Source organism: Streptomyces sp. NPDC057623, assembly GCF_042800355.1.
Lineage (GTDB): Bacteria > Actinomycetota > Actinomycetes > Streptomycetales > Streptomycetaceae > Streptomyces.
Genome location: NZ_JBHVGZ010000043.1, coordinates 16,754 through 42,857, shown reverse-complemented (window position 1 = coordinate 42,857; position 26,104 = coordinate 16,754). Strand labels below are relative to the sequence as shown.

The following is a 26,104-nucleotide window of genomic DNA, read 5'->3' as shown; positions in this document are numbered from 1 at the left end:
GGATGCCGGCACCACGACTGGCGGTGCCGGGACACCATGCAGCGTCGGCCCCTGCCCCGGTCAACCGAATTACGGCTCGACGACCACTTCCTGCGCCGCCGCCGTCTCTCCGGCCAGGAGCCGCGCGTCCACCGGCACGTTCCGCTTGACCAGTGCGAGCGCGACCGGGCCCAGCTCGTGATGGCGGACCGACGTCGTGATGAAACCGATCTTGCGACCGTCGGGGCCCTCGTCGGCCAGCTGGATCTCCGTGCCGTGCGCGGGCAGATGGACCTCGCTGCCGTCCAGGTGCAGGAAGACCAGCCGACGCGGCGGCTTGCCGAGGTTCTGGACGCGGGCGACCGTCTCCTGGCCGCGGTAGCAGCCCTTCTGCAGATGCACCGCGGTGCCGATCCAGCCCAGCTCGTGCGGGATGGTGCGGTGGTCGGTCTCGAAGCCGAGGCGGGGCTGGTGGTGTTCGACGCGCATGGCCTCGTACGCCAGGAGTCCGGCCGCCGGGCCCGCCTTCCCGGCGTACGACTCCAGTTCGGCGCGCGGGAGGAACAGATCACGGCCGTACGCCGTCTCGCGTACGACGGCGTTCTCGGGCACCTCGGCGATGGATCCGGCGGGCAGGTGCACGACCGCGAACTCGGCGGTCCGGTCGGCGACTTCGACCTGGTAGAAGAACTTCATCGACTCCAGGTACGCGATCAGCGCGTCCTGGGTGCCCGGCTCGACATGGGCCCAGACGGTCGTGCCGTCGTCCACCAGGTACAGCGCGTGTTCGATGTGGCCGTTCGCGGAGAGGATCAGCGCCTCGGTGGACTCGCCCACCGGGAGGTCGCTGACGTGCTGGGTGAGCAGCAGATGCAGCCAGCTCAGCCGGTCCTGGCCGGTGACGGCGACGACCCCGCGGTGCGAGAGGTCGACGAAACCGGTGCCGTCGGCGAGGGCGCGCTGCTCGCGGAACAGTTCGCCGTAGTGGGCGGCGACGCCTTCGTCCACGCCCTCGGCGGGCACGGCGCCGGGCAGGGTCAGCAGGGGGCTCTTCATACGCCTAAGCCTACGACTCGGTAGTTGAACCCTTCAGAGAGCAGTCCTTGCAACGGCCGAAGATCGCGAAGTGCTTCATGTCGGTCTCGAAGCCGAAGGTCCGGCTCAGCTTGGCCGTGAACTCGGCGGCCACCTGGACGTCCGCCTCGATGACGTTCTGGCAGTCCCGGCAGACCAGGTGCATGTGATGGTGGCGGTCGGCCAGGTGATACGTCGGGGCGCCGTGCCCCAGATGGGCGTGGCTGACCAGCCCGAGCTCCTCCAGGAGCTCCAGGGTCCGGTACACGGTGGAAATGTTGACCCCCGACGCCGTCTTCCTCACTTCCACGAGGATGTCGTCGGGGGTCGCGTGCTCCAGGGTGTCCACAGCTTCGAGGACAAGCTGGCGCTGCGGCGTCAGCCGGTAGCCGCGCTGCCTGAGGTCGCTCTTCCAGTCGGTGCTCACCACACTGGAAGTCTAGGACTACTTGAAGAAAGCGATGCCGTCGTCCGGCATGTCGTCGGGCAGGGCCTTGGCCCAGCGCTCGACCTCCTCCGGGGTGACGACCTTCTTCAGGTGCGCCGACATGTAGGGGCGCAGCTCGACCTCGGGGGTCTGCTTCTCGCCGACCCACATCAGGTCGCTCTTGACGTAGCCGTACAGCCGCTTGCCGCCGGTGTAGGGGCCGGAGGCGGCCGTGCGCGCCACCGCGTCCGTCACCAGGTCGATCTGGGGCTTCTTGTCGGCGAGCTCGCCGTACCAGATCTCGACGACGCCGTCGTCGCGGACCATCGTCACCTCGACCTTGCGGTCGGCGTCGATGCGCCAGAAGCCGTGCTCGGACTCCAGCGGCCGCACCTTGTTGCCGTCGTTGTCCAGCACCCAGGTGTGGGACCGGTACTCCAGGAAGTCCCGGCCGTCGTGCGTGAAGGCGACCTCCTGTCCGAAGTTGCACTTCTCGGAGCCGGGGCTGCGTTCATTACTGTCTCCGACAGGGGCGTGCACACCCGCGCCCACCCAGTTGCCGAGCAGGAAGGCGAGGGGGACGAGGTCCTTGTGGAGGTCGGACGGGATCTCGATCATGAGCAGCTCAGAAGTCTCGTACGTCGGTGATGGCGGTCAGCGCTGGCCCTGGTACAGCTTCTTCACGGTCAGTCCGGCGAAGGCGAGAACGCCGACGCAGACCAGGACCAGCAGGGCTTCGAAGAAGATCTCCACGGGGTGCTCCTCGATTGAGCGTGGGGAATGCTTTGCGTACACAGGGCCGGGCCCCAGCTTACGCGGCCGGGGCCCGGCCCTCTGTGTGAGGTACGCCCTCGCGGGCTCAGCCGAGCAGCTGGCTCTGGAGCGTCACGGTCTGCTGGAAGGGCACCGCCCGCGCGCTGCCCTTCCTGGACTGGACGATCACGCCGATCACGTCGCCGGCCGACAGGTACGCCTGGCGGACCTGCTCGGCGCCGTACGGCTCGGCCTCGACGTAGGCGACCCGGAGCGACTCGCCGGGCCAGGGCAGTTCCGAGAAGTCCTCGTCCTGGGCGGAGGTCTCGGTGCCGCGGACCCGGTAGGCGGGGCTGCCGTAGACGGCGACGTCGGCGATCAGCTCGTCCACGACGGCCGCGGTGTCGAACTGGAGCAGGTAGATCCGGGTGTGCGTGCCGTCCTGGGTGGTCCAGCCGCGGGCGGCGACGTGCCGCAGGCCGCGGTCGACGAGCTCCTGGCGGAACATGTCACGTTCCACCTTGTCGGCGTACTCCGCGAGGAAGTCCTTCGTCGCCAGCCAGCCGTCGTCGCCGCGCAGCACCTTGTCCTGCCTGGCCCCCTCGGGCGCGGGCAGCAGCAGGGCACGCAGGTCGGCGTAGTGGGTGCCGGCCTTGTTCTCCGGGGCGAAGGGCCCCGGGCTGCCGGAGGGCAGCGGCGGCCCGGTGAGCGTCGGGTACTCCCACCGCCCGTCCGACTCCGTCGCCAGACCCGGCACGTCGGTGCGCTCCATGCGCGTGATCCCGTACGCCGTGCCCGCGCCGACCGCTGCGAAGACGACGACGGCGGCGGTCCAGCGCAGCGCCGCGCGCAGGACGCGGCGGTCCTTCCGAGCCGGGGGTTCCACCTGGGGTGCTGCGGAGGGCGGTGGTGGTACGGCCGTCGTCAGGTCCGGCGGCAGGGCCGGCGGCAGGTACGGGGGTGTGGCTGGTGGTGCGTCTGCCGGGTGCGGCGGGACGACGGTGTGCTGCTGCTCGCTCATATCGCCTTCCCCGGCTCTGTGATGCGGTCGAGCTGCGTGGCGAGCAGCGACGCGGCCCCCTTGGCGTCGAGTGGCCTGATGCCATCCGCTGTGGCGGTGACCAGGACGTCTCCGACGTAGGCGGTGCAGTACATGCTTTCGAGGTCCTCGTCGACGTCCTTGGGCGGCAGGAAGCATCTGGCGTCCTTGTGCCCCTTGACCTTCGGGCCCTCGCGGAAGATGTCCAGGGCGTCGAGGAACTCGCTCTCGAACGTCGACGTGTCCCGGACGGCCGCCCGGCTCTCCAGCCGGCTCAGCACGATGCTCACGGTGTAGGTGTCCTTGACGTCGTCCTCGTAGTAGCTGGTGCCCTCCGTGTTGAAGTAGCTGCGCATCGCCATGCCCTTGATGGGCCGCTTGTCCATCTGCTTCTGCAGCTCACGGCGCTGGGAGCGGGGCAGGTCGCGCAGCGACTCCTTGCGCAGGGCCGTGGCCTGGGCACCGCTGAGCTGCGCGTCCGAGCCGAACTCACCGAGGTCCGGACCCCGCACCCAGCCGTCGGTGCCGTACGGCACGAGCATCCCGGCGAGCCCGGAAGCGGACGCCGCCTTCTCGTCGTCGGCCTTGTCCGCCGCCGGGAACCTCCACACTGGTGCGCCCGCGTCCCGGTCGGCGTCCCGCACGGTGACGACCGTGAAGCCGACCCCGGCGACGACCGCCCCGGCCAGGAGCAGGGAACCGGCGACGACGGCGATACGGCCCCGGCGGAGGGGCTTCCTGGCGGTGGCGGGCGGATCGGCCTGCGGCGCGTCCTGCGTGGGGTCGGCGGGCTGTGCCGTCGGCTCCGTCGCGTTCTGGTTCTCGCTCACAGGCGCCCCATCTGCCGCTGGGCCAGATCCATGATCCTCTTCTTGCTGACCGGCTCGTCGGCGTAGACCCAGATCTGCATGGCGATGTCGCCGCGCCAGGCGTGCGCCTCCGCGCTGTACACCGGGAGGTAGCCGGCCTCGGCCTCGGGCTTGTTGTGGACGTACGCCATACCGTCCCCGGTGCCCGGGACGGGCCAGCTGTCGGTGGAGTCCTCGTCCGCCGCCCAGTACTGGTCGTTGTCGGTGGTACCAGGGGCCGAGACCCGCTCCTCCTGCCGGAACTGGACCAGCCGGATCTCCACGGTGTACGAGCTGCCGACCTGCCAGCCGGTGACGGCCGCCCGGCGGAACTCGTCACTGACGAGCTCGGTGAACATCACGTCGGGCTTTTCGTAGTTGCCGGCGAACGAGGCCATGTCCTGCCAGCCGTCGAGGCCCGACAGCCACTCCAGGTCCTTCGCCCCGGCCGGCTTCCTCAGCAGCAGTTTGCGCAGGTCGCCGTCGGTCTTGACCCGACGGTCCCGCGCGGCCGACAGCGGCTCGGGCGCCTCGCCCGCGGACTGCTTCAGCGTCGGCTGGGAGAGCGAGGGCAGCTTGGTGGGCTCCCGGTCGGCCTGCACGAGGTAACCGGCGCAGGTCCCCGCGACGAGCCCGAGCACGACCGACCCGGCGATCAGCAGGGCCGTGCGCCCACGACGGCGAGGCAGGGGCGTGGCCTCGCCTCTTTCTTCAGGTACATCCAAGACGTCCCCCCACGGAACGTGAAGCGCGCATTCCGTATGCGCGCGCACAGGAGACCCATGGCCCACGCCTCAGGTTGCAGGGGAGTTGATTACGATTCGGCCATGGCGAAGAAGCTGGTGATCAAGGTGACGGCGGGGGCCGACGCCCCCGAACGCTGCTCACAGGCGTTCACGGTCGCGGCGGTGGCGGTGGCCAGCGGCGTCGACGTCTCGGTCTGGCTGACCGGCGAGTCCGCGTGGTTCGCCCTCCCGGGCCGCGCCGCCGAGTTCGAACTCCCGCACGCGGCCCCGCTCCCCGACCTGATCGACTCCGTCCTCGCGACCGGCCGCCTCACCCTGTGCACCCAGTGCGCGGCCCGCCGGGACATCACGGAGAAGGACGTCATCGAGGGCGTACGGATCGCGGGCGCGCAGGTCTTCGTCCAGGAGGCACTCGGGGACGGGACGCAGGCGCTCGTCTACTGAGACGGCCGGGCCCAGCGGCGACAGGTCCTATCGGGGCCGCTTCCTGCCGTCCAGCTCGTCCCACCACTCGTCGGACTTCGGGTCGCCGGAGGGGTCGTCCCACCAGCGGTCCTCCGGGCCCCGCCGGTTGGCGACCATCGCGGCCAGCGGCGGGATGACCATGGCCACCACGCACATGCCCACGGCCACCGGAACCGACCAGAGGCGCACGACGCCCCAGGCCAGGACGAAGAGCGTGATGCACGTCCCCATCATGGCGAAGTAGACGTGCCGTCGCCGCGCGTACATGACTTCAGGGTAGGCCGGAACAGACCGAAGGGCCGCACCCCGGGCGTCCAACCCACGGGGTACGGCCCTTCGACCGATCAGGATGTTCCTCAGACCGCGATCGCGACCTCGGCCAGGCCGCCCTGCTCGGCGACGACCGTGCGGTCGGCGGTGGCGCCGGGGACCAGGGCCCGCACGGTCCAGGTGCCCTCGGCCGCGTAGAAGCGGAACTGGCCCGTGGCGGAGGTGGGGACCTCCGCGGTGAACTCGCCGGTCGAGTCCAGCAGGCGGACGTAACCGACGACGGGCTCGCCGTCCTTCGTCACCTGGCCCTGGATCGTGGTCTCACCGGGCTTGATCGTCGAGGCGTCCGGGCCGCCGGCCTTCGCTCCACACATGTCTTTCTCCAAGAGGGGTCTGACCGGAGGAAGGCCGGTCGGGATTTGCGGGTCTGCTCGCTTGCTGCGATGGCTTGCTGCTGGTCCTACTTGTTGGCGCCGAGCTCGATCGGAACGCCGACCAGGCTGCCGTACTCGGTCCAGGAACCGTCGTAGTTCTTGACGTTCTCCACACCGAGCAGCTCGTGCAGGACGAACCAGGTCAGCGCGGAGCGCTCGCCGATACGGCAGTAGGCGATGGTGTCCTTCGCCAGGTCGACCTGCTCGTCGGCGTAGAGCTCCTTGAGCTCGTCGTCCGACTTGAAGGTGCCGTCGTCGTTGGCGTTCTTCGACCACGGGATGTTGCGGGCGGACGGGACGTGGCCCGGACGCTGCGACTGCTCCTGCGGCAGGTGGGCCGGGGCGAGCAGCTTGCCGGAGAACTCGTCGGGCGAGCGCACGTCGACCAGGTTCTGCGAGCCGATCGCGGCGACGACGTCGTCACGGAAGGCGCGGATGGACTTGTCCTGGGCCTTGGCCTTGTAGTCGGTCGTGGCGCGCTCGGGCACGTCCTCGACCAGCTCGCGGGCGTCCAGCTCCCACTTCTTGCGGCCGCCGTCGAGAAGCTTGACGTTGTCGTGGCCGTAGAGCTTGAAGTACCAGTAGGCGTACGACGCGAACCAGTTGTTGTTGCCGCCGTAGAGGATCACCAGCGTGTCGTTGGCGATGCCCTTGGCCGACAGCAGCTTCTCGAAGCCCTCCTGGTCGACGAAGTCCCGGCGGACCGGGTCCTGGAGGTCCTTGGTCCAGTCGATACGGATCGCGTTCCTGATGTGGTTCTTCTCGTAGGCGGACGTGTCTTCGTCCACCTCCACGATCGCGATGCTCGGGTTGTCCAGGTTCTCCTGGACCCAGTCGGCGTCTACCAGGACGTCGCTGCGGCTCATGCTCTTCTCTCCTCCGGGGCAGTTACGGCGGGGCGTGCGAGTGTGAGGGGTGCGCGCTCAAGGCCGAGACGACGCACCTGTGCCCTGGTCAGGGCAGCGGGGAAACGCAGAAGTCGGAGCTTCCGCTCAGAAGGGGCGACAGAGCATGGCGGCAACGCGGCAGAGGTCTACTGCCCGCCGCTTCGTGAGATCCGCCTGACGCTTCATGGGCTCGATCGTAGGGACGGACATGCGGGCGTGTCACCGGCGTGTCGCATAGTGAGACGAGATTGTCCGGGATTCGGGAAGGGAGGACCGCCGAGGCCGGTCCCGCACGGTTCCCGGGCGGATGTATCGGCGGTCACACCTACGGTACGGACGGCTCCGTCTCGCCAGTTGGACGCGGGGCGTCCATCACGGCCCTAGCCGTACTACCCGGCGAGGCGGACGTCGGAACCCTTCACCGTGATCTCGACGCCGTTCTTCGCCGCCTGGACCTTGTCGAGCTGGATGCCGCCGGGGAGACCGTCGATCTTCTGCTCGAAGTCGGTGATCGCGCGGGCCTTGTTCTCGGCGATGGCGGCGCTGCCGAAGTTCGGCAGGGTGTCGGCGTGCACCTTCACGGTGTCGCCCTCGGTGGTGACCGAGCTCAGGACGTAGACCGGGTCCGGCAGCTTGGTGCCCAGGACGGTGGCCTCGACGGCGACCTTGATCTTGCCGTTGCCCCCGTCCGACAGGCCGATGACGCTGGCGCTGACGCCCGGGGCGACCTCGGTGGGCTCGGACTTGGCGGTCTTCAGCAGCTCGGCGTAGGTGATGGACGCGGTGCCCGTGGCGGTGGCCGCGGTGGCGGAGCTGTAGTCGCCGGAGAACTCGACGCCCTTCATGCTGGCGGTGAGGTCGTCGATCCGGATCGTCTTGCCGTCTGTGCCGGTGGCGGCCTCGTAGTCCTTGATGCCGACCTCGACGTCGTCCAGTGAACCGCCGGCGACCTGCGTCAGGAACGGGAAGCCCTTGATGGACACGTCCGGGGCGGCGGCGAGGTTCTCGGAGGTCTGGAGCTTGCCGGCCGCCTCGTCCTCGGCGAACCCCACGGCGATGCGGTCGGCCAGTACGAAGAGGCCGCCCAGGATCACGACGGTTATCAGCAGTATCCGAAGGGCTCGCATGTCGTGGTGTTCCCCCACCTCAGAGTCATCAAGGACGACGAGCCTAACTCTGCGGAAGACCTGACCCGGCGAATTGTCGATCACCTGTGACAGCAAGACATTTCTCGCCCCCGCCGCCCCTACCCGTCCCATCTCCGGGGGCTGCCGCCCCCAGACCCCCGCTTCGGCCCTGAAGGGGCCTCGTCCTCAAACGCCGGACGGGCTGAAAGGATGGGACGGGCAGGGGCGGCGGGGGCGAGGAAACCCCGGTCTCAGGCCAGTGCCCGTCCCAGCAAGTACACCGCCGGCGCAGCGGCCGCCAACGGCAGCGCGACGCCCGCCGTGAAGTGCACGAACCGCGACGGATAGTCGTAGGCGGCCACCCGGTGCCCGATCAGCGCACACGCCGCGCCCCCCGCCCCGAGCAGCGCCCCACCGGACCCCACACCCGTCATCGCACCGACCACGCCCCCCGCACCCGCGCCCGCGAGCAGCGCGACCACCACGGAGACCGGCGTCGGCAACGGCAACGCACGGACCAGCACCGCGACGGCGACCGCCACCGCGCCCACACTCACCGCGTCCGCCTCGGCCGCGAGATAGCCGCCCGCGATGATCGACAGCGCCGCCGAGGCCACCGTCGCCATCAGCCCGTACATCCGCTCGTCCGGATCGGCGTGCGAACGGAGCTGGAGAACCAGGGTCAGCAGCACCCAGACCCCCAGCGTGCCGAGGATCGCCGCCGGGGCACGGCCGGACGCCAGCAGCGCGACGTCCGCCGTCAGCGCCCCCGCGAAGGCCAGCGCGATGCCCTGCCGGGCGGGCCACATGCCGTTCAGCCGGAACCAGCCCGCCGCCGTCACGGCCTGGAGGGCGACCAGAGGGACGAGCAGGGCGTACGACCCGATCGCCGCGGCGCCCGAGAGCAGCAGCCCCAGCAGCGCCGTGAGCCCGGCCGGCTGGATCCCCGGCTCGATGATCGGGGAACGGCCCTCCAGCCGGGCCCGCTGGGCGTCCGTGATGCGGGCGTTGCCGGCGACGGTCGCGGGACCGTACCCGGAGTCCTCACCCGCCTCCGCTTCCGGTTCCGGCTCGGACTGCGGGTGCGGACGGGGCGCCTGGGCGTGGGACTGCGGAGCGTGGGGCTGCTGGGGGTATGCCTGCGCGTGCGGCTGAGCCTGGGACCCGCGGTCCCACCCCTGCCCCGCCCCGCCGTACCCGGCGTACGCGCCCACTCCGGGCGTCCCCGCGCCCTGCGACGGCAGATAGGACGTCTCCGCCGCCGAGCCCGGTGCCGCCGGCGGCTGCACGTGCGTCTCCCAGGTCTGGCCCTGCCACTGCTGCGTGTACTGCTGGGCGGCGGCAGGCTGGTCGTCGTACGCCTGCTGCCCGGGCCACGCCTGCTGGTTCTGCTGCTGAGCGGGTTGCTGCGCGGGCTGCTGGTACGGGTCGTACCCCTCGTACCCCTGATACGGCTGGTCGGTCATCGTCACCCTCCTGCGAACGGCGGGAGCACCTCGACCGTGCCGCCGTCGGCCAGCCGTACCGTCTCATGTTCGCGGGTGCCCACGGGGTCACCGTCGACGAGGAAGGAGCATCGCAGCAGGACGCGCACGAGTTCACCGGGGTGTCGCTCGCGGGCGGCGTCGAGCGCCTCGGCGAGCGTGGCCGCGTCGAACGGCTCCTCGGCGATCCCGGCCGCGGCCTTCGCGGCGGCCCAGTAGCGCACCGTGACCTTTGGCATCGGGTTCCTCAATCGATCGGCTGTGTACCCCGTCAGGCTAGCCGCCCTGTGCGACGGCCCAGCCCCCGATGCGGGCCAGCAGCGCGTCGCCGACCGCGTGCTCGGCGTGGCCCATGCCGGGCTCCAGCCAGAGTTCACCGTGGTCACCGGCCGCCTCGGCCAGCATGCGGGGGTGGTCGAGGGGGAAGTAGCCGTCCCGGTCGCCGTGCACGATCAGCAGGGGGGTGGGAGCGATCCGCGGCACGGCCTCCACCGGGGAGAGCGGGACCGGACTCCACTCACGGTGGTGGATCCGCGTACGGAATCCGTAGCGGCCCACCAGGCGGCCCTCTGGGCGGGTCACCAGCCAGTGGAGCTTCCGCATCGGAGCCGTGCCCCGGTAGTACCAGCGGGCGGGCGCACTCACGGACACCACCGCGTCCGAGTGCGCTCCTGCGCGCCTTTCGCGCCCCTCGCGCCCCTCGCGCTCCGAACCGTCCGGGCGGTGGAGCGCCGCGTGCCGCAGCACCACCGAGCCGCCCATGGAGAAGCCGACGGTCGCCACGCGCGCGTGCCCGAGTTCACGGGCCCAGCGCACCGCGGCCGCGAGGTCGAGCACCTCGCGGTCCCCGACCGTCGAACGGCCACCGGAGGCTCCGTGACCGCGGAAGGAGAAGGTGACGACGGCCCCGTGCCGGGTGAGGGCCGCCACCACCCGTCGCACATGCGGCCGGTCCGCATCGCCGGTGAAGCCGTGGGCGACGACGAACACCAGGTCACCGGCAGATGGACGCGAGGAGTCGTATACAACCTCACCCGGGTCGTATACGGAATCGATCGTCACGCCGTCGTCCGTGTGCAGAAACGTCCGCAAAGGTGTACGTCTGGTTGTCTCAGAGTGCGGACGAACCGTGGATCGTGCCACATGACCTGCCGGACCGTTGCTCATGTGGGCTATTCTGCTGGGCAGAGGACTCGGGCAGCGTAGCCCCCGGGTCCTTTTGTGCTTTCGGAAGCGTTGTATACGGCGCGGGAAACCGCAGGTGTACGGGGCCTTCGGGATCGCAGAGCAGTTCCGTACCGCACACGTCCTCGCAGGGACCGAGGAGGAACCAGACGTATGAGTTCTCTGCTGCTCCTGACCAACGCCCTCCAGCCGTCGACGGAGGTGCTCCCGGCACTCGGCCTGCTGCTGCACAACGTGCGCGTGGCTCCGGCGGAAGGCCCGGCGCTCGTCGACACCCCCGGTGCCGACGTCATCCTGATCGACGGCCGCCGCGACCTCCCGCAGGTGCGCAGCCTGTGCCAGCTCCTGCGCTCGACCGGCCCCGGCTGCCCGCTCGTTCTCGTCGTCACCGAGGGCGGCCTCGCCGCCGTCACCGCCGACTGGGGCATCGACGACGTCCTCCTCGACACCGCCGGGCCCGCCGAGGTCGAGGCGCGGCTGCGGCTCGCGATGGGGCGCCAGCAGATCGTCAACGACGACTCCCCGATGGAGATCCGCAACGGCGACCTCTCGGTCGACGAGGCGACGTACAGCGCCAAGCTCAAGGGGCGGGTCCTCGACCTCACCTTCAAGGAGTTCGAGCTCCTGAAGTACCTCGCCCAGCACCCCGGCCGCGTCTTCACGCGCGCGCAGCTGCTCCAGGAGGTCTGGGGCTACGACTACTTCGGTGGCACCCGGACCGTCGACGTCCACGTACGACGGCTGCGCGCCAAGCTCGGCCCCGAGCACGAGTCCCTCATCGGGACCGTCCGGAACGTCGGTTATCGATTCGTTACGCCCGAGAAGGTCGAGCGGGCCGCCGAGGAGGCGAAGGCCAAGGCGGGCCAGGCAAAGCCGGAGGATGCGGACGAGACGACCGCCCTGGACGGCGTCGAGATCCGGGCCGAGGCCTAGAAAGACGCGGCGAGCGCTCGGGCAGGGCGCCCTCGGCATTGCTTTCGCACAGAAGAGCGACCGTCCAGCCAGTGGGAAGCTCCTTCACGCCCTGCCCAGAGCGGGTCCATCCGCGTAGACTCCGCGCGTGGCCAAGGTGACTCGGGATGACGTGGCGCGGCTGGCAGGGACTTCGACTGCTGTTGTCAGTTACGTCATCAACAACGGACCCCGGCCGGTCGCCCCGGCCACGCGCGAGCGTGTCCTCGCCGCGATCAAGGAGCTGGGGTACCGGCCCGACCGGGTCGCCCAGGCGATGGCCTCGCGGCGCACGGACCTCATAGGCCTGATCGTGCCGGACGCCCGCCAGCCCTTCTTCGGCGAGATGGCACACGCGGTCGAATGGGCCGCCGCCGAGCGCGGAAAGATGGTCCTCGTCGGCAACTCCGACTACGTCGGCGAGCGCGAGGTCCACTATCTGCGGGCGTTCCTCGGGATGCGCGTCTCGGGGCTCATCCTCGTCTCGCACGCCCTGAACGACCTGGCCGCCGCCGAGATCGAGGCCTGGGACGCCCGGGTCGTCCTCCTCCACGAGCGGCCCGAGGCCATAGACGACGTCGCCGTCGTCACCGACGACCTGGGCGGCGCCCAGCTCGCCGTACGCCACCTCCTGGAGCACGGCTACGAGTACGTCGCCTGTGTGGGCGGCATCGCGGAGACCCCGACGGTCGGCGACCCGGTCTCCGACCACGTCGAGGGCTGGCGGCGCGCCATGGCAGAGGCCGGGATCCCCACCGAGGGACGGCTCTTCGAGGCGCCGTACAACCGCTACGACGCGTATCGCATAGCGCTCGACATCCTGTCCGGGCCCGACCGCCCGCCGGCGGTCTTCTGCTCCACCGACGACCAGGCCATCGGTGTGCTGCGCGCGGCGCGGGAACTCCGCCTGGATGTGCCGGGGCAGCTCGCGGTCGCCGGCTTCGACGACATCAAGGAAGCGGCACTGGCGGATCCGCCGCTGACGACGATCGCGTCGGACCGGTCGGCGATGGCACGGGCCGCGGTCGACCTGGTCCTCGACGACGGTCTGCGGGTGGCGGGCTCGCGCCGTGAGCGGCTGAAGGTCTTCCCGTCGCGCCTGGTCGTACGGCGGTCCTGCGGCTGTGCATGAGGACCGGCGGGCCTTTATGAGGCCCGTCTGAGAGACCTCGGCGAGCCGCGAGAACGACCTTTATATCGGGCATACGAGCTTCTGCCGGGCTTCTCAGGGAGCACTCAGGAAGCTCTCATGGTCACGCGACAAGCTCATGTCCATGACCGAGAGCTTCCGCCGCAGCGGCGATAACGAGAACCCGTACCAGGGCGCCCAGCAGCACGCCTCCTCTCCCGTGAACCCCGAGTGGCCGCCCCCGCCGGCCTACCAGCCGGCGTACCAGCAGTCGGCCTACCAGCCGTCGGCGCAGGCCGATGCCGGGGACGGGAGCGGCGCCACCGGCGGCGGAGCCCCCACCGCTCTCCTCACCGAGCCCGTCGCCCAGCCGCCGAAAGCCAGGCGCCGGCCCCGCGGCCCGGTCGCCCTGCTCGCCGCCGTGGCGATCGTCGCCGCCGCGATCGGGGGCGGAACGGCGTACGGCATACAGGAGCTGACCGGCAACGACACCGTCGCCACCTCCAGCTCCACCAGCACCAACGTCGTCCCCTCCAGCCAGAAGGGCACGGTCTCCGGGGTCGCCAAGGCGGTCAGCCCCAGCATCGTCGAGATCAACGCGCAGTCCAACGCCGGGTCCTCCACCGGCTCCGGCGTGATCATCACCAGTGACGGCGAGATCATCACCAACAACCACGTCGTCTCCGGTGCCTCCTCGGTCAAGGTGACGACCAGCGACGGCAAGACGTACACCGCCGAGGTCGTCGGCACCGACAGCAGCAAGGACCTCGCGCTGATCAAGCTCCAGAACGCCTCCGGGCTGACGGTGGCCACCCTCGGCGACTCCGCCGGCGTCCAGGTCGGTGACCAGGTCGTGGCGATCGGCTCCCCCGAGGGCCTGACCGGCACGGTCACCAGCGGCATCGTGTCCGCGCTCAACCGTGACGTGACCGTCTCCACGGACGAGAGCCAGGGCCAGCAGCAACAGCAGCAGGGCGGCGGCGGTTGGCCGTTCGAGTTCGGCGGCCAGCAGTTCAACGGCGACACCGGTTCGTCGACGACGACGTACAAGGCACTCCAGACGGACGCGTCCCTGAACCCCGGCAACTCCGGCGGCGCGCTGATCGACATGAACGGCAACATCATCGGCATCAACTCCGCGATGTACTCGGCCGCCGGCTCGGGTTCGTCCGACGCGGGCAGCGTGGGCCTCGGCTTCGCCATCCCGATCAACACCGTCAAGGCCGACCTGGCGAAGCTGCGGGCCGGTTCCACCGACTGAACCACGAGACACCAGCGGGAGTACGTCATGATCAAGCACCATGGCCGGGTCGAGCACGCCACGACCGGCGTCGGTCCGGCCGACATCGCCCTGGCCCTCGCGGTCGCCGGCGCCCTGCACGCGCCGACGGCCTCCTCCCGGGCGCCGGAGCTGGCGACCGTCCGCCGGAGCGCCGGTCGCCGGGCCACCGCGGCCCGCACCCGCCGCCGTACCGTCCGTGGCTGAGAACGTGCGAGGCTGAGAGCGTTCGAGCCCGCTCAGCCCTTCCTCTCCCAGCCCCTGTCCCACCGCACCCGAGGATCCCGAGCCCATGAGCCCCGCCGATGGCGACCGTGACCCCCAGCGCATCCTGATCGTCGACGACGAGCCGGCCGTGCGCGAAGCACTCCAGCGCAGCCTCGCCTTCGAGGGGTACGACACCGAGGTCGCGGTCGACGGCGCCGACGCCCTGGAGAAGGCGACCGCCTACCGGCCCGACCTGCTGGTCCTGGACATCCAGATGCCCCGCATGGACGGCCTCACCGCCGCCCGCCGCATCCGCGGCGCCGGTGACACCACGCCGATCCTCATGCTGACGGCCCGCGACACCGTCGGCGACCGGGTGACCGGGCTGGACGCCGGGGCCGACGACTACCTGGTCAAGCCCTTCGAACTCGACGAACTCTTCGCCCGCGTCCGCTCCCTCCTGCGCCGCAGCTCCTACGCGGCGGCGGCCGGTGCGGGCGCGGTGGCGGAGGACGAGGCGCTGACCTTCGCGGACCTGCGCATGGACCTCGCGACGCGGGAGGTCACGCGCGGTGGGCGGCCGGTGGAGCTGACCCGTACGGAGTTCACGCTGCTGGAGATGTTCATGGCGCATCCGCGCCAGGTCCTGACGCGTGAGCAGATCCTCAAGGCGGTGTGGGGCTTCGACTTCGAGCCCTCGTCCAACTCCCTCGACGTGTACGTCATGTACCTGCGCCGCAAGACCGAGGCGGGCGGCGAGCCGCGGCTCGTGCACACGGTGCGGGGTGTGGGGTATGTGCTGCGGCAGGGTGGGGCGGAGTGAACAGGGTTCTGCGGCGGTATCGGTCGCTGCCGATCCGGTCGCGACTGGCGCTGCTGGTTGCCGCGGCGGTGGCGTTCGCGGTGGCGGCGGTCTCGGTGACCTGTTGGTTCATCGTGCAGGGGAAACTGTACGACCAGGTCGACCAGGACCTGGCGCAGATGGTGCGCAAGCCGGACACGCTCGACTCGGTCATCAGCACCTGCTCCCGGACCCCGCAGCAGGGCTCCGAGGGAGGCCGGTTCGGGATCAACTACATCCAGCTGGTCAAGGAGGAGGGCGATCCCTGCGTCAGCCGGTTCTCGCGGGGCACCGTCAAGGTGACCGACTCCGACAGGGAGTTGCTCAGGACCGCGGAGCACAACGGCCAGGGCACCAAGCGCAACGGCACCGACGAGGAAGGCAACAAGGTCCGCGCGCTGACCGTGTACCTGGGCGTCGACGCCTCCGACGGGAAGCCGGTGGGCGTCCTCGTGGCAGCCCCGTTGACCGGCACCCAGTCCACCCTCAACGAACTCGCCCTCATCCTCCTCATCGTCTCCGGCATCGGAGTCGTGGGCGCCGGAGCCGCCGGACTCGCCGTCGCCCGCGCCGGTCTGCGCCCCGTGGACAAACTCACCGACGCCGTGGAACACGTCGCCCGCACCGAGGACCTGAACATCCGCATCCCGGTGGAGGACGACTCCGAGGACGAGGTGGCCCGGCTCTCCCGCTCCTTCAACTCCATGACGTCCGCCCTGGCCAGCTCCCGCGAGCTCCAGCAGCAGCTGATCGCGGACGCCGGCCACGAGCTCCGCACCCCGCTCACCTCCCTGCGCACCAACATCGAACTCCTCACCCGCAGCGAGGAGACGGGCCGGCCGATCCCCGAGGCGGACCGCAAGGCTCTGCTCGCCTCGGTGAAGGCGCAGATGACCGAACTGGCCTCGCTGATCGGCGACTTGCAGGAACTGTCCCGCTCGGAGGGGCAACGGGGCGAGCGCGTCCAGGTGGTCTCCCTGGAGGACACCGTCGAGTCGGCCCTGCGCCGGGCACGGCTGCGCGGCCCGGAGCTGACGATCAGCGCCGACCTCCAGCCCTGGTACGTACGGGCGGAACCGGCGGCGCTGGAGCGCGCGGTGGTCAACGTCCTGGACAACGCGGTGAAGTTCAGCCCCGAGAGCGGCACGATCGAGGTCGCCCTGAACGACGGTGTCCTCACCGTCCGCGACCACGGCCCCGGCATCCCGGCCGACGAACTCCCCCATGTCTTCGACCGCTTCTGGCGCTCGCCGAGCGCGCGTGCGCTGCCGGGTTCGGGACTGGGCCTGTCGATCGTGGCCCGTACGGTCGAGCAGGCGGGCGGCCAGGTGACGCTGGCGCGCGCGGAGGGCGGCGGGACGGTGGCGACGGTACGGCTGCCGGGGGCGCCGACGCCGCCGCCGGAGGCGCCGTAGCCGGGGCTCGGCCGCACCTAGGGTGGGCAGGGTGACCGGCACGAGCCCGCAGTCCCGACTGCGCACGACGGTGGACGCCCTGCGGCTGGCGCTGGCGGGGAGCACGGACCTGTTCCGGTTCATGCTCGGCGGGACGATCGACGAGGGGACGGCGGCCGAGGCGGAGGCCGCCGGGGTACCACGGGAGTTCCTGGACTTCTGCCGTGTGCTGGACGGCGCGAGCTGCGAGGCGTCCGTTCAGCTGTTCGGCCTGGAGGAGGCCGTGGAGCACCAGTTCTACTGCCGTCCGGTGGTCGACTCCCCGCTGCCGCTGTCCCCGGAGAAGCTGTTCTGCGTCGGGCTCGTCGGCGACACACCGGTCTACCTCGACCGCGCGGGCGGCGGCGTCCTCGGCATCCCGGCCGAACACCTCGAATGGCCCGACGCCGAGCGCTTCGAGCTGCTCGCACCGGGGCTGGAGGCGTTCTTCCTGGAACGGCTGGCCACTCCGGCGGAATACGTTCGGCTCGCCCTGGTCGACGCCGACCTGGTGGAGTACGACGACTGGCTGAAGCTGCTGCGCCGGGCCCGTCTCACGGGCTGAACCCGCCGGGGTCGGGCCGCCCCGGCTCTCCCTCAACCGCCCGGCCCCGGGTCGGCCGTTCGGCCGAGGAGCAAGGCGGGAAGCAGGGCAGGCCCGGCCATTCGGCCGAGGTGGGCAAGACGCGTGTGGCGCGACAGTAGAGGTGCGGCGCCCGGCCCGACACTCCCCCCAATCAGGCCGGGCGCTCGCGCCGGCTCCCGCGCCGGGCTTCCCCGGCCCAGAGAAGCCCGGCACCCCGGCAACCCTTCCGCCCGCGGCGGCAACCGTCCCTCGGACCATCCCCCCGCACGGAACGGATCGCCGCATGAGTGAGCAGCACAGCAAGGCCCGTCACCGCAGGAGCAGGAGGGCCCTGGCGGCCGGAGTGCCGTTGGCCCTGACCGCTTCCGGCGTCTTCGCCTACGGCACCGACCTCGGCCTCCTCGGCTCCGGCGCCCAGCAGGCGTCCGCCGCGACCGCCGCCGCCCCCGCCTGGGCGACCGCCACCGCCGACGGCTTCGCCTCCGTCAACTCCCTTGGCCAGAACGGGACCTACGGCGGACGGGACGGGCAGACCGTCACCGTCAGGACGCAGGCCGACCTGGAGAAGTACGCGACGGCCGCCGAGCCGTACGTCATCGTCGTCGCCGGGACCATCAACATGAACCCGGTCGGCAAGGAGATCAAGGTCCAGTCGGACAAGACCATCGTCGGGTCCGGCACGTCCGGGCACATCGTCGGCGGAGGGTTCTTCCTCGGCTCCGGCGTGCACAACGTGATCATCCGGAACCTGACCATCCGCGACGCGTACCAGGGCATCTGGAACGACAAGGACCACGACTTCGACGCGATCCAGATGGACGGCGCCCACCATGTGTGGATCGACCACAACGATCTGCGGCACATGGCCGACGGGCTCATCGACGTCCGCAAGGACAGCACGAATGTCACCGTGTCCTGGAACAAGCTGAGCCAGAACAACAAGACCTTCGGCATCGGCTGGACCGAGAACGTCAAGACGGACATCACGATCCACCACAACTGGATCCGCGAGACCGAGCAGCGCAACCCGTCCACCGACAACGCCGCCCACGCGCACCTCTACAACAACTTCCTGGAGGACGTGGCGGGCACCGACATCAAGTCGTCGTACGGCAACTACTCGCGCGGCAGGACGGCGATGGTCCTGGAGAACTCCTACTTCCAGGGCATGAACAACCCCGTCACCAAGGACAGCACCGCGACGCTCGTCCAGCGCGGCAACGTCTTCTCGGGGACGAGTGGCCGCAACGAGAGCGGCGGCACGGCCTTCGACCCGAAGACGTACTACGCGTACACGCTCGACCCGGCGGCGAACGTGCCCTCGCTTCTCAAGTCCGGTGCGGGGCCCCGTAGTTCGATCGGTACGACCAGCAGCTCCACCGTGAGCACCAAGGCCGCGACGACCCTCACCGTCGCCAAGGACGGCAGCGGGCAGTACTCGACCGTGCAGGCCGCCATCAACGCCGTACCGGCGAACAACCCCTCCCGCGTCGTCATCCAGGTGAAGCCGGGCACGTACCGCGAGGCCGTGACCGTGCCGTCGAACAAGCCGCATGTGACGATCGTCGGCACCGGCGCCAGCCGCAAGGACACCGTCATCGTCGAGGGGCACGCCGCCGGCATGACCAAGCCCGGAGGCGGCACGTACGGGACGCCCGGCAGCGCCACGCTCAGCGTCAAGGCCGACGACACCCAGGTGCGCAACCTCAGCGTCACCAACGACTTCAACGAGGGCGCCAACCAGTCCCTCTCCGGCCACCAGGCGGTGGCCCTGCTGACCCAGGCCGACAAGGTGTTCCTGGACGGTCTCATCATCACCGGCGACCAGGACACCCTGGAGATGGAGACGGCCGCCAAGGGCGCCCTCGGCCGCGTCTACGTCAAGAACTCCTACGTCCTCGGCAACGTCGACTTCATCTTCGGCCGCGCCAGCGCCGTCATCGACCAGTCCGTCGTCACGCTGCGCAAGCGCTGGGACGGCTCGTCCGCCGGGTACGTCACCGCGCCGAGCACCGAGGCCAACCGCAAGGGCATCCTCATCACCAGCTCGACCGTCAACGGCGACGTGAGCAACGGCAGTTTCTTCCTCGGCCGCAACTGGCACCCCGGCGGCGACACGACCGTCGATCCGCAGACCACGGTCCGCAACACCAGCCTCAGCGCGGCCGTCAAGACCACCCCGTGGTCCGACATGGGCGGCTTCTCCTGGAAGGACGACCGCTTCGCCGAGTACAGGAACACCGGCCCGGGTGCTGGTTCCGCGAGCTCCAACCGTCCGCAACTGACCGACGCCCAGGCCACCGGGCAGGAGGTCGCGGACTGGCTGGGCGACTGGACTCCCACGGCTTCCTGAGTCCTGCGGGCCGCCGCTCGTCCGCTCAACGTCAAGGCCGGCGTGGGGAATCGTCAAGAGAAGTCAATCGATCAACCATTGATCCCCCGCGCCCGCCCATGATTCCGCAAGGTGAGATTCTGGTTCGAATTTCGGGCGTACGTTCCACCCCGTGAACTCTGACAGAGCCGTCGGCGCCCAGCCGACCGCATCCGCCCACAAGCGGTTCGCCCTTCCCTCTCCTGCCCGCCGCGCACTCCTGCGGTTCGGGCTCACCGGGACCGCGGCGCTGGGGGCCACCGCAGCCCTCGGCGCCGTTCCCGCCTCAGCCGCCCCCACGCCTTCTCCCGCCTCGCGTCGTCGCCGCCCCAGCACGCCCGCCGAAGCCCTGCGTGAGCTCGCCGCGGGCAACCAGCGCTGGCGCACCTTCCGTGAGCGACACCCCGACGAGTCGCCCGACGTACGGACGGCCCTGACGTCGGGTCAGCACCCCTTCGCCGTCGTCCTCGGCTGCATCGACTCCCGTGTCCCGCCGGAGCTGGTCTTCGACCAGGGCCTCGGTGACCTGTTCGTCGTGCGCTCCGCCGGCGAGGTCCTGGACGAGGCGGTGCTCGGCAGCATCGCCTACGGACCGCTGGAACTGGGGGCACCGCTGATCGTGGTGCTCGGACACCAGTCGTGCGGTGCCGTGACCGCCGCCGTCAAGGCGGACCAGACCGGTGAACGGCTGCCGGCCCACATCCAGTACCTGGCCGACCAGATAGCCCCGAACATAGACCACACCAAGGACGGCGACGCCCGCATCGCCTCCACCATCGACGCCAACGTACGAGCCGTCCGCGCCCGCCTCGCCGCGGAGCCCGACCTCGCCGCGATGGTCGACGCCGGCAAGCTGGCCGTCGTGGGCGCCCGCTACGACCTGACGACCCAGCGGGTCAACCGGCTCGTCTGACGCCTGGCGGGCAGGGGCCGGCCGGGCGCCGCGGTCAGCGTCGGAGGACCAGCGTCTCCTCCGTCCACGCCACCGCTCCCGGCCCCGGCCCCGCCAGCCGCGCATACGTCCCGCCCCGCGCCGCCAACTCCGCGTGCGTGCCCGCCTCCACCAGTCGTCCGCCGTCCACGACCAGCACCCGGTCCGCGTCCGGCGCCAGGCTCAGGTCGTGGGTGATCATGATCGTCGTACGGCCGGACATGAGGCGCCGCAGCGGCTGTACGACCTGGCGGGCGGCCACCGAGTCGAGGCCGGCCGTCGGCTCGTCGAGGACCAGGACGGGCGCCGCGCGCAGCATCGCGCGGGCGATCGTGATCCGCTTCAGCTGTCCGCCGGACAACGCCGCCGTGCCGGGGGCGATGTGCGTGCCGTATCCCTCGGGCAGCGCGGCGATGAAGTCGTGGGCCGCGGCCGCACGCGCCGCCCGCTCGATGTCCGCCTCGCTCGCGCCCGGTCGGCCGCACGCGATGTTCTCGCGCACGGTGCCGTTGAGGATCAGCGTCTCCTGGGGCAGCAGCGCGACGTTCTCGCGCAGGAACTCCAGCGACAGGTCCGTGAGCGGCATTCCGTCCAGGGTGATCGCGCCCGCGGCCGGGTCGTAGAAGCGGGTGAGGAGCTTGGCCGTCGTGGACTTGCCCGCACCGCTCGGGCCCGTGATGATCACCAGCTCACCGGGGCCGGCCGTGAAGGTCAGGCCGGTCAGCGACTCCCGGGCCGCCCCCGGGTAGCGGAAGGACACCCCGTGGAAGCCGACCCAGCCGCGGACCGGCCACGGGGCGACCGGCACGGCGGGGTCCGCCACGGCCGGCTCGGCGTCCAGGATCTCGCCGAGACGCTGGGCTCCCGCGGTGGCGGCGGTGAGGGTGAGGCCCAGCTGCCCGAGGCTGCGGACGGGTGGGTAGAGGTAGCCGATGAACGCGGCGAAGGCGAGGAGCTGGCCCAGGGTCATACGGCCGGCCGAGATCTCCCAGACGCCGAGGCCGATGACCGCCAGGACGCAGACCGTCTCCACGACCTCGACGAACTGCTCGTACATCTCGCTGAGTCGCGCGCCCCGCACGGACGCCTTCATCCAGGCGCGCGCCTCACGGTCGAGCCGCTTCTCCTCGTCGCGGCGGCGGTTGTAGGCCTGGGTGAGAACCACGTTGCCGAGCGATTCCCCGACCACCGAGGTGATCGCGCCGTCGGCGACGCGTTCGTCCTGGGCGGCGCTGCGGATCCGGCCGCCGAGGTGGCGGGCGGTGAGGAGGAACAGGGGTGCCAGGACGAAGGTCGCCAGGGCCAGGTCCCAGCGCAGATACAGGGCGGCCGCCGAGTAGAAGAGGGCCGAGAACGCCGCCGCGACCGTGCCGACCACGCCCGAGACGACCATCTCCTCGATGGCCTCGACATCTCCGGTGAGCCGCTCGACCAGGTCTCCCTGCCGGTGCTTCTGGAAGAAGTGCGGCGGCATGTCCTGCACGTGCCGGAACACCTTCGCGCGCAGCCGCAGCACGAATCTCTCGGCGGTCCAGGTGGCGAGCGAGTTGCCGAGGTAGCCGACGAGCGCGCCCAGTACGGCCACGCCCAGCCAGGCCGCCGCCGGGCCCCAGAAGGCCGCCACCGAACCGGCCTTGAGCGCGTTGTCGGTGAGCTCCGCGAACAGCAGGATCGAGGCGGTCTCGGCGAGCGCGGCGACCACCACACAGGCCACGATGACCCCCAGCCACTTCCGGTCCCCACGCGTCAGCGGCCAGAAACGCCGGAAGGCCGTACGCACTTCCCTCATGCTCAAGTCCCTTTCCCGGACATGACGGAGGCGGGGCCCCGGAGCCCGAGCGCTCCGGTGACCCCGCCTCTTCCGTCGGCCTCAGCCCTTGTGCGCGACCGGCCGGCGCTTCGGCGCGCCCTTCTTCGGCGCGGCGGGGGCCTTCTGCTTCCTGGCGGCCGGGGCGCCGGTCTTGCAGTTGTTCTTCTTGACGGGGGCGATCTTGTGGAAGCTCATGCTTTTCTCTTTCCTGTGAGTTACTCGGATTTACCTGGGTGAATTCTTTGTCAGTTCCGATGACCGATGGGTCGACGCTTCGGAGTGACCTTCTTGGCCGCCTTCTTCTTCGGCGCCGGGGCCGGGGCGGCGGGCTTGCGGGTCTTCTTCACCGGGGCGACCTTGTGGAAGCTCATGAGGCTCTCCTTCTTCGCTGTCTTCGCTTTCGCGTCGTTCGCTTTCGACATGGAAAACATTACGGGACGCGGAAGCCGAGAAAAGCCAAATTGGCTGAGACCTCGATGAATTGAGCCTGAGACTGATTTTCAGGGGGACCCGGGAACCGAACCGGAATTCACACAGGATTTATTTCCGGACCCGCCGGACCTATTTCCCGCCGATGGCCAGCCCGGACCCTTCCAGCCGCACCCTGATCCCGTCCTCCTCCACCCGCACATCCCGCAACCGCACCTGCCCGCTCGGCGGTTCCGGGAGGCGGAAGCCCAGGGACAGCTGGTCGGCGAGGACCGGGCGGGTGAGACGGGGAAGGGCGTCGAGGAGGGCCGGGTCGAAGCCCAGGAGCTTGAGGAGCTGGGGGTGGTCGAGGGCGAGGTCGATGAGGTTCAGCCGCATGGCCTGGCGGACGAAGCGCGGAGTGCCGGTCAGATCGGTCAGCTTGGACTCGTTGCGCAGGGCCTCGCGGACGATCGCGTCGGGCACTCCCAGGCGCCGTACGACCGACGGGATCGACAGCAGTGCCTTCGCCTTGCGGGTCTCGTGGGCCAGGCGGGCCGCCGACGTGCGGCTCAGGTGCAGGCCCTCCGACGTGCGGGCGCCGGGGCGGTACGTGGCCAGGTCGCCGATGTCCAGGCGCATTCCGCCGATGTGCGTGGCGATGCCGCGGTCGCCGTTGCGCACGATCCGGGCCTCGGCGCGCAGGCTGAGGTCGTGTCCGGCGACCGGCAGGGTGCCGCGCGCCCGGACGCGGTCGCGGCCCTCTCCGGTGAACGTGACCTGGGAGGCGCCGAGTTCGCGGTTCAGGTCGGCGAAGGAGAGCAGGACGTCGCCCTCCAGCCGGGGGACGTCGGCGCCGCGCACCGAGGTCGGGCCGTCGGTGTCCAGTCGTACGTCTGACGCCGTCGCCGTCACCTGGGCGAGCGAGATCCGGTCGGCGGCCACGTCGGGGACCGTCACCTTCACCGAGTCCAGCCGCTCGTCGGCGAGCTGGGTCAGGAAGGGGAAGCCGCCGATCTCGACTTCGGGGGCCGCGGCCAGGTCGAGGCGGTCCTTGAGGGTGGCCGCGGCTCTGCGCTCCGCGTAGAGGAGGGCCCAGCGGTCGGCGAGGGTGAGGAAGGCGGCGAGGACGAGGACGCCGACCACCGCCTTCATCGCGAGCGGAAGCCCCGAGAAGCGGCCTCGGCGTCGGCGCCGCCCGTTACGGCGGTGGTTGGGCGGGGCCCAGGGATCGTCCTGGGCCTCCGCCTCGTCCGGACGGCCGTCCGGGTCTTCCCGTATGTCCTCGTGAAGGAAGTCGTCCAGCGGGCCGTCGCCCGTCGGACGGTCGTCCAGTCTGCCGAGCTCCTCGTATGGGTTTGGGTAGGAATGCGTCGTTATGTGGTGGGGGGAACGCATCGGCCCATCCGACCATGCGCACACCCCCCACCCGCAACCTCTACCGGAGGTTTGCGATCTAGTTCACGCCGGTTCACCCACTACCGCGTTGAACTACTTCACGACGGTGATCCGGTTCGCCGCCGGCGGCGCGATCGGGTTCGCGGCCGAGGAGTTGGCCGTCAGGTACTTCTCCAGCGCCGTCAGGTCGTCCGAGCCGACCAGGTCGTTCGTGCCCTGGCCCAGCGTCGGGAAACCGTCGCCGCCGCCCGCGAGGAAGCTGTTGGTGGCGACGCGGTAGGTGGCCGTCGGGTCGATGGCCGCACCGTTCAGCTTGATGGAGTCCGTCACCACCCGGTCGGCGCCCGACTTCGTCAGGTCCAGCGTGTACGTCAGCCCCGCGGAGGGCTGGAGGACCTTCGGCGCCGCCGCGTTCGTGCCGCTCACCTGCTCCTTGAGCACCTGGATCAGCTGCGCGCCGGTGAAGTCCTGGAGGTTCACCGTGTTGGAGAACGGCTGCACCGTGAAGCCCTCGGCGTAGGTCACCACGCCGTCGCCCTCACCGCCCTTGGCCGCGTAGGTCAGCGGCGCCCGGACGCCGCCCGGGTTCATCAGCGCCAGATCCGTCTCCGGGTCCAGTTCCTTGCCGTGCGCCAGCTGCGCGTCGGCTATCAGGTCGCCGATCGGGGACTCGGTGCCGATGTTGCCGATATCGCCGGATATGTAGCCGATCGCGCGGTTGCCGATGGGCGCCGCGAGGGTGTTCCACTTGTCGATCAGCCGGGTCATGTCGGGCGCCTTGGGGACGTCCCGGGTGACCACGTGGTTCGCCGACTTCACGGCCGTACGGGCGATGTCGCCGGTGAAGCGGTCGTACGTCAGCGTCGTGTCGGTGTAGAGGCGGCCGAAGGACGCGGCCGACGTGACCATGCGCGGCTTGCCCGCCGGGTCGTCGATCGTGCAGACGTACGCGGCGTGCGTGTGGCCGGTGACCAGCGCGTCGACCTGCGGGGTGACGTTCTTGGCGATGTCGACGATCGGGCCGGAGATACCGTCGCCCGCGCCGGGCGCGTCGCAGTCGTAGTTGTACGACGCCGAGGCCGGGGCCCCGCCCTCGTGGATGAGGGCGACGATCGACTTCACGCCCTGGCGCTGGAGCACCTTGGCGTACTTGTTGATCGTCTCGACCTCGTCCTTGAACTTCAGGCCCTTCACGCCCTCCGCGGAGACGACACCCGGGGTGTCCTCCAGGGTCACGCCGATGAAGCCGACCTTGACGTCCTTCTTCTTCCACACCCAGTAGGGCTTGAGGATCGGCTTGCCGGTCTTCTCGTCGAGGGCGTTCGCGGCGAGGTACGGGAAGTCGGCGCCCTTGAACTTCTTGTCCGTGTAGCAGCCGGCCGTCGGGTGGCAGCCGCCGTTCTGGAGGCGGGCCAGTTCCCTGGCACCCTCGTCGAACTCGTGGTTGCCGACGCTCGTCACGTCCAGGTCGAGCTTGTTCAGCGCCTCGATGGTGGGCTCGTCGTGGAAGAGGCCCGAGATCAGCGGAGAGGCGCCGACCATGTCGCCGCCGGCCGCGGTGATCGAGTACTTCTCACCCTCGCGCGCCTGGCGCAGATGCGTGGCGAGGTACTCCACGCCGCCCGCGTCGACGGTCTTCGTGGTGCCGTCCGGCTGCAGTTCGGTGACCCGGCCGGAGGAGCCGGCCGGCGGCTCCAGGTTGCCGTGCAGGTCGTTGAAGGACAGCAGTTGGACGTCCTGGTAGCGGCTGAACTGATGCCCGTGACCGCCCTTGCCCGCGCTCTCCGGCGTCGCCGTGGCGGGGAGCGCCGCGGCCAGCGCGCCGACGGTGGCGAGTCCTGCTGCGGCCGCGACGAACGCGTACGTACGGCGTCTGCTGTGGTGCTGGTGGGATGTGGCTGACATCCGCCCCCCTGTGAGTCGTGAGTGACATGGCCCCGTCGGGCGGCAGCCTAGAGTCAACGCGCGTAGCGCGACAGGGGGTTCCCGGTTACACCTTGATTGCTTCTGTGCCGGGACTTTGCCCGAACCGCGCCTTACCC

General features: G+C 70.4%; 29 protein-coding genes. 10 read left to right on the top strand and 19 right to left on the bottom strand.

Annotated features, from left to right (window positions below; genetic code table 11):
• Positions 1–69: 69 nt before the first annotated feature.
• The 6 genes from ACFU95_RS33075 to ACFU95_RS33050 form a co-directional block, all read right to left on the bottom strand.
• A complete protein-coding gene (locus tag ACFU95_RS33075; RefSeq protein WP_383835260.1) occupies positions 70–1,035 on the bottom strand; it encodes a YgfZ/GcvT domain-containing protein in 966 nt (321 codons plus the stop codon).
• Positions 1,036–1,045: 10 nt separating this feature from the next.
• A complete protein-coding gene (locus ACFU95_RS33070; RefSeq protein WP_383835257.1) occupies positions 1,046–1,483 on the bottom strand; it encodes a Fur family transcriptional regulator in 438 nt (145 codons plus the stop codon).
• Between the two features lie 15 nt (positions 1,484–1,498).
• Positions 1,499–2,098, bottom strand: coding sequence for an FABP family protein (locus ACFU95_RS33065; protein ID WP_383835254.1), 600 nt, complete (start codon positions 2,096–2,098; stop codon positions 1,499–1,501).
• 241 nt (positions 2,099–2,339) lie between these two features.
• A complete protein-coding gene (locus ACFU95_RS33060) occupies positions 2,340–3,254 on the bottom strand; it encodes a hypothetical protein (RefSeq protein ID WP_383835251.1) in 915 nt (304 codons plus the stop codon).
• Complete coding sequence (locus tag ACFU95_RS33055; RefSeq protein WP_383835248.1) at positions 3,251–4,102, bottom strand: hypothetical protein; 852 nt, start codon at positions 4,100–4,102, stop codon at positions 3,251–3,253. The genes ACFU95_RS33060 and ACFU95_RS33055 overlap by 4 nt, the downstream gene beginning before the upstream one ends.
• A complete protein-coding gene (locus tag ACFU95_RS33050) occupies positions 4,099–4,845 on the bottom strand; it encodes a hypothetical protein (RefSeq protein ID WP_383835245.1) in 747 nt (248 codons plus the stop codon). Before ACFU95_RS33050 ends, ACFU95_RS33055 begins: the two co-directional genes overlap by 4 nt.
• Before the next feature lie 102 nt (positions 4,846–4,947).
• Between ACFU95_RS33050 and ACFU95_RS33045 the strand changes: the two genes are divergently transcribed.
• The gene (locus tag ACFU95_RS33045) at positions 4,948–5,310 is read left to right on the top strand and encodes a DsrE family protein (RefSeq protein WP_383835242.1); all 363 of its coding nucleotides are present in this window, start codon (positions 4,948–4,950) and stop codon (positions 5,308–5,310) included.
• Between the two features lie 27 nt (positions 5,311–5,337).
• Here ACFU95_RS33045 and ACFU95_RS33040 read toward each other — a convergent pair whose 3' ends face one another.
• The 8 genes from ACFU95_RS33040 to ACFU95_RS33005 all read right to left on the bottom strand — a co-directional run bounded on the left by ACFU95_RS33040 (position 5,338) and on the right by ACFU95_RS33005 (position 10,700).
• Positions 5,338–5,598, bottom strand: coding sequence for a DUF3099 domain-containing protein (locus ACFU95_RS33040; RefSeq protein ID WP_383835239.1), 261 nt, complete (start codon positions 5,596–5,598; stop codon positions 5,338–5,340).
• Positions 5,599–5,687: 89 nt separating this feature from the next.
• Positions 5,688–5,975 (bottom strand): DUF1416 domain-containing protein, encoded by a 288-nt coding sequence (locus ACFU95_RS33035; RefSeq protein WP_030052146.1) that lies wholly within the window; start codon positions 5,973–5,975, stop codon positions 5,688–5,690.
• An 86-nt stretch (positions 5,976–6,061) separates the two neighbouring features.
• Positions 6,062–6,901: a sulfurtransferase gene (locus ACFU95_RS33030; protein ID WP_383835236.1), complete on the bottom strand. Its 840-nt coding sequence runs from the start codon at positions 6,899–6,901 to the stop codon at positions 6,062–6,064.
• A 126-nt stretch (positions 6,902–7,027) separates the two neighbouring features.
• Positions 7,028–7,108 carry an Ms5788A family Cys-rich leader peptide gene (locus tag ACFU95_RS33025; RefSeq protein ID WP_350751515.1) on the bottom strand — a complete coding sequence of 27 codons (81 nt, stop codon included), beginning with the start codon at positions 7,106–7,108 and terminating at the stop codon, positions 7,028–7,030.
• A 203-nt stretch (positions 7,109–7,311) separates the two neighbouring features.
• Positions 7,312–8,049: a DUF2993 domain-containing protein gene (locus ACFU95_RS33020; protein ID WP_383835233.1), complete on the bottom strand. Its 738-nt coding sequence runs from the start codon at positions 8,047–8,049 to the stop codon at positions 7,312–7,314.
• 251 nt (positions 8,050–8,300) lie between these two features.
• Positions 8,301–9,515: a hypothetical protein gene (locus ACFU95_RS33015; RefSeq protein WP_383835230.1), complete on the bottom strand. Its 1,215-nt coding sequence runs from the start codon at positions 9,513–9,515 to the stop codon at positions 8,301–8,303.
• Between the two features lie 2 nt (positions 9,516–9,517).
• A complete protein-coding gene (locus ACFU95_RS33010) occupies positions 9,518–9,772 on the bottom strand; it encodes a MoaD/ThiS family protein (RefSeq protein WP_383835227.1) in 255 nt (84 codons plus the stop codon).
• Positions 9,773–9,809: 37 nt separating this feature from the next.
• On the bottom strand, positions 9,810–10,700 hold the full coding sequence (locus tag ACFU95_RS33005; RefSeq protein WP_383835224.1) for an alpha/beta hydrolase: 891 nt from the start codon (positions 10,698–10,700) through the stop codon (positions 9,810–9,812).
• Between the two features lie 171 nt (positions 10,701–10,871).
• Here ACFU95_RS33005 and ACFU95_RS33000 point away from each other — a divergent pair, with 171 nt between their 5' ends.
• The 9 genes from ACFU95_RS33000 (at position 10,872) to ACFU95_RS32960 (ending at position 20,428) form a co-directional block, all read left to right on the top strand.
• Complete coding sequence (locus ACFU95_RS33000) at positions 10,872–11,651, top strand: winged-helix domain-containing protein (RefSeq protein ID WP_383835221.1); 780 nt, start codon at positions 10,872–10,874, stop codon at positions 11,649–11,651.
• A gap of 127 nt (positions 11,652–11,778) precedes the next feature.
• Positions 11,779–12,801, top strand: coding sequence for a LacI family DNA-binding transcriptional regulator (locus ACFU95_RS32995; protein ID WP_383835218.1), 1,023 nt, complete (start codon positions 11,779–11,781; stop codon positions 12,799–12,801).
• Positions 12,802–12,943: 142 nt separating this feature from the next.
• Positions 12,944–14,059 (top strand): S1C family serine protease, encoded by a 1,116-nt coding sequence (locus ACFU95_RS32990; protein WP_383835215.1) that lies wholly within the window; start codon positions 12,944–12,946, stop codon positions 14,057–14,059.
• A gap of 27 nt (positions 14,060–14,086) precedes the next feature.
• On the top strand, positions 14,087–14,284 hold the full coding sequence (locus ACFU95_RS32985; protein WP_383835212.1) for a hypothetical protein: 198 nt from the start codon (positions 14,087–14,089) through the stop codon (positions 14,282–14,284).
• 85 nt (positions 14,285–14,369) lie between these two features.
• Positions 14,370–15,107 (top strand): response regulator transcription factor, encoded by a 738-nt coding sequence (locus tag ACFU95_RS32980; protein WP_383835209.1) that lies wholly within the window; start codon positions 14,370–14,372, stop codon positions 15,105–15,107.
• Positions 15,104–16,540: a sensor histidine kinase gene (locus ACFU95_RS32975; protein ID WP_383835206.1), complete on the top strand. Its 1,437-nt coding sequence runs from the start codon at positions 15,104–15,106 to the stop codon at positions 16,538–16,540. Before ACFU95_RS32980 ends, ACFU95_RS32975 begins: the two co-directional genes overlap by 4 nt.
• Positions 16,541–16,571: 31 nt before the next feature.
• Positions 16,572–17,123: a hypothetical protein gene (locus tag ACFU95_RS32970; protein WP_383835203.1), complete on the top strand. Its 552-nt coding sequence runs from the start codon at positions 16,572–16,574 to the stop codon at positions 17,121–17,123.
• Positions 17,124–17,427: 304 nt separating this feature from the next.
• Positions 17,428–19,497: a pectinesterase family protein gene (locus tag ACFU95_RS32965; protein WP_383835200.1), complete on the top strand. Its 2,070-nt coding sequence runs from the start codon at positions 17,428–17,430 to the stop codon at positions 19,495–19,497.
• Positions 19,498–19,648: 151 nt separating this feature from the next.
• A complete protein-coding gene (locus tag ACFU95_RS32960; protein WP_383835197.1) occupies positions 19,649–20,428 on the top strand; it encodes a carbonic anhydrase in 780 nt (259 codons plus the stop codon).
• 34 nt (positions 20,429–20,462) lie between these two features.
• Here ACFU95_RS32960 and ACFU95_RS32955 read toward each other — a convergent pair whose 3' ends face one another.
• From ACFU95_RS32955 to ACFU95_RS32935, 5 genes are all read right to left on the bottom strand, one after another.
• On the bottom strand, positions 20,463–22,235 hold the full coding sequence (locus ACFU95_RS32955; protein WP_383835194.1) for an ABC transporter ATP-binding protein: 1,773 nt from the start codon (positions 22,233–22,235) through the stop codon (positions 20,463–20,465).
• An 81-nt stretch (positions 22,236–22,316) separates the two neighbouring features.
• The gene (locus ACFU95_RS32950) at positions 22,317–22,451 is read right to left on the bottom strand and encodes a hypothetical protein (RefSeq protein ID WP_383835186.1); all 135 of its coding nucleotides are present in this window, start codon (positions 22,449–22,451) and stop codon (positions 22,317–22,319) included.
• A 50-nt stretch (positions 22,452–22,501) separates the two neighbouring features.
• Positions 22,502–22,627, bottom strand: a complete 126-nt coding sequence (locus ACFU95_RS32945) for a hypothetical protein (RefSeq protein WP_383835183.1) — start codon at positions 22,625–22,627, stop codon at positions 22,502–22,504.
• A 190-nt stretch (positions 22,628–22,817) separates the two neighbouring features.
• Positions 22,818–24,062: a DUF2993 domain-containing protein gene (locus ACFU95_RS32940; RefSeq protein ID WP_383835180.1), complete on the bottom strand. Its 1,245-nt coding sequence runs from the start codon at positions 24,060–24,062 to the stop codon at positions 22,818–22,820.
• 93 nt (positions 24,063–24,155) lie between these two features.
• A complete protein-coding gene (locus ACFU95_RS32935) occupies positions 24,156–25,967 on the bottom strand; it encodes a bifunctional metallophosphatase/5'-nucleotidase (protein ID WP_383835177.1) in 1,812 nt (603 codons plus the stop codon).
• Between the last annotated feature and the right edge of the window lie 137 nt (positions 25,968–26,104).